General features: G+C 53.6%; 2 tRNA genes and 3 rRNA genes. All 5 read left to right on the forward strand.

From position 1 onward, the window contains the following. Positions 1-187: 187 nt before the first annotated feature. Positions 188-1,727, forward strand: a 16S ribosomal RNA gene (locus KEHDKFFH_RS19780). A gap of 88 nt (positions 1,728-1,815) precedes the next feature. Further along, positions 1,816-1,892 (forward strand) — tRNA-Ile (locus KEHDKFFH_RS19785). 271 nt (positions 1,893-2,163) lie between these two features. Further along, positions 2,164-2,239 (forward strand) — tRNA-Ala (locus KEHDKFFH_RS19790). Positions 2,240-2,573: 334 nt separating this feature from the next. Continuing rightward, a 23S ribosomal RNA gene (locus KEHDKFFH_RS19795) occupies positions 2,574-5,465 on the forward strand. Between the two features lie 96 nt (positions 5,466-5,561). Further along, a 5S ribosomal RNA gene (gene rrf / locus KEHDKFFH_RS19800) occupies positions 5,562-5,676 on the forward strand. The 16S, 23S and 5S rRNA genes sit together here with 2 tRNA genes alongside, the layout of an rRNA operon. The last annotated feature ends 24 nt before the right edge of the window (positions 5,677-5,700 follow it).

A 5,700-nucleotide genomic window follows, 5' to 3' on the forward strand; every position in this document is an offset into this window, starting at 1 on the left:
GCGGAACGATGTAGAATACGCGGCCTTGATTGAGCAACAGCTCAAACGCTCTTTAAAAAGTTGACCAAGTAATTCGTGTGGGCGCTGGCCGAGGTATTTCGGATGCGAAATATCAGGACAGTGACTCGTCGAAAATTGAGTTTTGTCTTGAGCAAGAATAGAGGATCTTCGGATTCTTGTATGATTTAAACTGAAGAGTTTGATCATGGCTCAGATTGAACGCTGGCGGCAGGCTTAACACATGCAAGTCGAGCGGTAGCAGGGGGTGCTTGCACCCCGCTGACGAGCGGCGGACGGGTGAGTAATGCATAGGAAACTGCCCAGTAGTGGGGGATAGCCCGGGGAAACCCGGATTAATACCGCGTACGCCCTTCGGGGGAAAGCAGGGGATCTTCGGACCTTGCGCTATTGGATGTGCCTATGTCGGATTAGCTAGTTGGTGGGGTAAAGGCCTACCAAGGCGACGATCCGTAGCTGGTCTGAGAGGATGATCAGCCACATCGGGACTGAGACACGGCCCGAACTCCTACGGGAGGCAGCAGTGGGGAATATTGGACAATGGGGGCAACCCTGATCCAGCCATGCCGCGTGTGTGAAGAAGGCTTTCGGGTTGTAAAGCACTTTCAGTGAGGAGGAAAAGTTGGTCACTAATATTGGCCAGCCTTGACGTTACTCACAGAAGAAGCACCGGCTAACTCCGTGCCAGCAGCCGCGGTAATACGGAGGGTGCAAGCGTTAATCGGAATTACTGGGCGTAAAGCGCGCGTAGGTGGTTTGATAAGCGAGATGTGAAAGCCCCGGGCTTAACCTGGGAACGGCATTTCGAACTGTCAGGCTAGAGTGTGGTAGAGGGTAGTGGAATTTCCTGTGTAGCGGTGAAATGCGTAGATATAGGAAGGAACACCAGTGGCGAAGGCGGCTACCTGGACCAACACTGACACTGAGGTGCGAAAGCGTGGGGAGCAAACAGGATTAGATACCCTGGTAGTCCACGCCGTAAACGATGTCTACTAGCCGTTGGGACTCTTGAAGTCTTAGTGGCGCAGCTAACGCACTAAGTAGACCGCCTGGGGAGTACGGCCGCAAGGTTAAAACTCAAATGAATTGACGGGGGCCCGCACAAGCGGTGGAGCATGTGGTTTAATTCGACGCAACGCGAAGAACCTTACCTGGCCTTGACATGCAGAGAACTTTCCAGAGATGGATTGGTGCCTTCGGGAACTCTGACACAGGTGCTGCATGGCCGTCGTCAGCTCGTGTCGTGAGATGTTGGGTTAAGTCCCGTAACGAGCGCAACCCCTATCCCTAGTTGCTAGCAGTTCGGCTGAGAACTCTAGGGAGACTGCCGGTGACAAACCGGAGGAAGGTGGGGATGACGTCAGGTCATCATGGCCCTTACGGCCAGGGCTACACACGTGCTACAATGGTGCGCACAGAGGGCTGCAAACCCGCGAGGGGGAGCCAATCTCACAAAACGCATCGTAGTCCGGATCGCAGTCTGCAACTCGACTGCGTGAAGTCGGAATCGCTAGTAATCGTGAATCAGAATGTCACGGTGAATACGTTCCCGGGCCTTGTACACACCGCCCGTCACACCATGGGAGTGGATTGCACCAGAAGTGGTTAGTCTAACCTTCGGGAGGACGATCACCACGGTGTGGTTCATGACTGGGGTGAAGTCGTAACAAGGTAGCCGTAGGGGAACCTGCGGCTGGATCACCTCCTTAAACGAAGCCGAATGCTTCGGTCAGAGTCCACACGAATTACTTGGTTAGCTTAAGAAGAGAGCAAAGGGTCTTACAGGCCCGCACTTTCGGGTCTGTAGCTCAGTTGGTTAGAGCGCACCCCTGATAAGGGTGAGGTCGGTGGTTCAAATCCACCCAGACCCACCAAAATTGCGTTATCCGTCGTTATCGCCGGGCTCACGTGCTACTTGCACGCTACACCCGACGATGCCTAGGCTAACCCAATTTTCGGAGCATGCCTTGTGGTTGAAAGGTACGCCGGTTGGGTAACCCCGAGGTTAGTGACGAACGCGGATGCGCCGGACAGGTTTTGTCAATCTAGGCGCAGCGTGAGCGAGTGAAGGAGTGACCCTCGATGGGTCATGACTGATGCGAGTGAATGCTGCAACGACGAGTGACGAAAGCTGGACAAGCAGACGGGGCTGTAGCTCAGTTGGGAGAGCGCCTGCCTTGCACGCAGGAGGTCAGCGGTTCGATCCCGCTCAGCTCCACCAATAGCCTGAACGATCGATGTTTTAAACTGACTAACTCCGGTTAGCAGTGTGCAGAAACAAGTGTTTCGGTTTGATGACAGGTCAAGCGAAGCCCTTCTTTCTGATCACTGGGTCAGATTTGCTCTTTAACAAATTGGACGAGATAGAACACGATTGATGGATTCCATTATCTCCGGAATTCATTGATCAGAGTGGTAACGATTTCAAGCGTTATCCGGTGTTGTCGTTGAAGTGGTTGTTGTATTGCTTCAAGTGGCTGTCTCGAAACAGGGTTCTTTATCAGGCTTGCCTGGTGAGGAATGTTGAGTCGTGATCAGTTGTCTTGGGGTTATATAGTCAAGCAACTAAGCGCATACGGTGGATGCCTTGGCAGTCAGAGGCGATGAAAGACGTGGAAGCCTGCGATAAGGTTCGGGGAGCTGGCAAACAAGCTGTGATCCGGGCATTTCTGAATGGGGAAACCCACCGACTTTCGGGTCGGTATCTTGCACTGAATACATAGGTGTAAGAGGCGAACCGGGGGAACTGAAACATCTAAGTACCCCGAGGAAAAGAAATCAACCGAGATTCCCTAAGTAGCGGCGAGCGAACGGGGACTAGCCCTTAAGCTAGACAACTGGTAGGAGAAGGCTCTGGAAAGTGCCGCCATAGTGGGTGATAGCCCCGTATCCGAAACCTGAGTCTGGTGAAATCGAGTAGGACGGGACACGTGATATCCTGTCTGAACATGGGGGGACCATCCTCCAAGGCTAAATACTCCTGACTGACCGATAGTGAACCAGTACCGTGAGGGAAAGGCGAAAAGAACCCCTGTGAGGGGAGTGAAATAGATCCTGAAACCGTATGCGTACAAGCAGTCGGAGCGGACTTGTTCCGTGACGGCGTACCTTTTGTATAATGGGTCAGCGACTTATGTTCAGTGGCGAGGTTAACCGTTTAGGGGAGCCGTAGGGAAACCGAGTCTGAATAGGGCGATTTAGTCGCTGGGCATAGACCCGAAACCGGGCGATCTATCCATGAGCAGGTTGAAGGTGCCGTAACAGGCACTGGAGGACCGAACCCACTGTCGTTGAAAAGCCAGGGGATGACTTGTGGATCGGAGTGAAAGGCTAATCAAGCCCGGAGATAGCTGGTTCTCCCCGAAAGCTATTTAGGTAGCGCCTCGGACGAATACCACAGGGGGTAGAGCACTGTTTCGGCTAGGGGGTCATCCCGACTTACCAACCCGATGCAAACTCCGAATACCTGTGAGTACTATCCGGGAGACACACGGCGGGTGCTAACGTCCGTCGTGAAGAGGGAAACAACCCAGACCGCCAGCTAAGGTCCCCAAGTACCAGTTAAGTGGGAAACGATGTGGGAAGGCTCAGACAGCTAGGAGGTTGGCTTAGAAGCAGCCATCCTTTAAAGAAAGCGTAATAGCTCACTAGTCGAGTCGGCCTGCGCGGAAGATGTAACGGGGCTCAAACTGGTCACCGAAGCTGCGGCTGCATACATTGTATGCGGGGTAGGGGAGCGTTCTGTAAGCCTGCGAAGGTGTGTTGAGAAGCATGCTGGAGGTATCAGAAGTGCGAATGCTGACATGAGTAACGACAATGGGAGTGAAAAACTCCCACGCCGGAAGACCAAGGGTTCCTGCGCAACGCTAATCGGCGCAGGGTGAGTCGGCCCCTAAGGCGAGACCGAAAGGTGTAGTCGATGGGAAACGGGTTAATATTCCCGTACCTTGGATAGCTGCGATGGAGAGACGGAGAAGGCTAGGTGAGCCGGGCGACGGTTGTCCCGGTTTAAGCGAGTAGGGAGTGGACTTAGGCAAATCCGGGTCCACAATCTCGAGACGCGACGACGACTGCTCTTAGAGCGGGAAGTCATTGATGCCATGCTTCCAGGAAAATCTTCTAAGCTTCAGGCTATTCGGGACCGTACCCCAAACCGACACAGGTGGTCAGGTAGAGAATACCAAGGCGCTTGAGAGAACTCGGGTAAAGGAACTAGGCAAAATGGTGCCGTAACTTCGGGAGAAGGCACGCTGGTGTTAGGTGATACCCCTGCGGGTGGAGCTGAAGCCAGTCGAAGATACCAGGCCCCTGCGACTGTTTATTAAAAACACAGCACTGTGCAAACACGAAAGTGGACGTATACGGTGTGACGCCTGCCCGGTGCCGGAAGGTTAATTGATGGGGTTAGCGCTTGCGCGAAGCTCTTGATCGAAGCCCCGGTAAACGGCGGCCGTAACTATAACGGTCCTAAGGTAGCGAAATTCCTTGTCGGGTAAGTTCCGACCTGCACGAATGGCGTAACGATGGGGGCGCTGTCTCTACCCGAGACTCAGTGAAATTGAAATCGCCGTGAAGATGCGGTGTATCCGCGGCTAGACGGAAAGACCCCGTGAACCTTTACTATAGCTTCACAGTGAACTTTGAGCATGTTTGTGTAGGATAGCTGGGAGGCTTTGAAGTGGGAACGCCAGTTCTCATGGAGCCAACCTTGAAATACCAGCCTGACATGTTTGAGGTTCTAACTTGGTCCCCTTATCGGGGATGAGGACACTGTGTGGTGGGTAGTTTGACTGGGGCGGTCTCCTCCCAAAGCGTAACGGAGGAGCACAAAGGTGGGCTAAGCATGGTCGGACATCATGCGGTTAGTGTAATGGCACAAGCCCGCTTAACTGCGAGACAGACACGTCGAGCAGGTACGAAAGTAGGTCATAGTGATCCGGTGGTTCTGTATGGAAGGGCCATCGCTCAACGGATAAAAGGTACTCCGGGGATAACAGGCTGATACCGCCCAAGAGTTCACATCGACGGCGGTGTTTGGCACCTCGATGTCGGCTCATCACATCCTGGGGCTGAAGCCGGTCCCAAGGGTATGGCTGTTCGCCATTTAAAGTGGTACGCGAGCTGGGTTTAGAACGTCGTGAGACAGTTCGGTCCCTATCTGCCGTGGACGTTGGAGATTTGAGGAAAGCTGCTCCTAGTACGAGAGGACCGGAGTGGACGAACCTCTGGTGTTCGGGTTGTCACGCCAGTGGCATTGCCCGGTAGCTATGTTCGGACAGGATAACCGCTGAAAGCATCTAAGCGGGAAGCCCCTTCCAAGATGAGATCTCCCTGGACCCTCGAGGTCCCTGAAGAGCCGTTCAAGACCAGGACGTTGATAGGTCGGGTGTGTAAGCGCTGCGAGGCGTTGAGCTAACCGATACTAATTGCTCGTGCGGCTTGACTATATAACACCCAAGACAATTGCGGATAACGCAGAGCGAAAGCTCAAACGAAATCAATACCACTCGTTCCTTCTCGTCCCCCAGTGATCAACCGTTTTGCCTGACGACCATAGCGGTCTGGAACCACCTGATCCCATCCCGAACTCAGAAGTGAAACAGACCAGCGCCGATGGTAGTGTGGCGTTGCCCATGTGAGAGTAGGTCATCGTCAGGCTCTTAATACCGAAACCCCAGCATC

It is taken from the genome of Marinobacter maroccanus, assembly GCF_002933275.1.
In the GTDB taxonomy this organism is placed as follows: domain Bacteria; phylum Pseudomonadota; class Gammaproteobacteria; order Pseudomonadales; family Oleiphilaceae; genus Marinobacter; species Marinobacter maroccanus.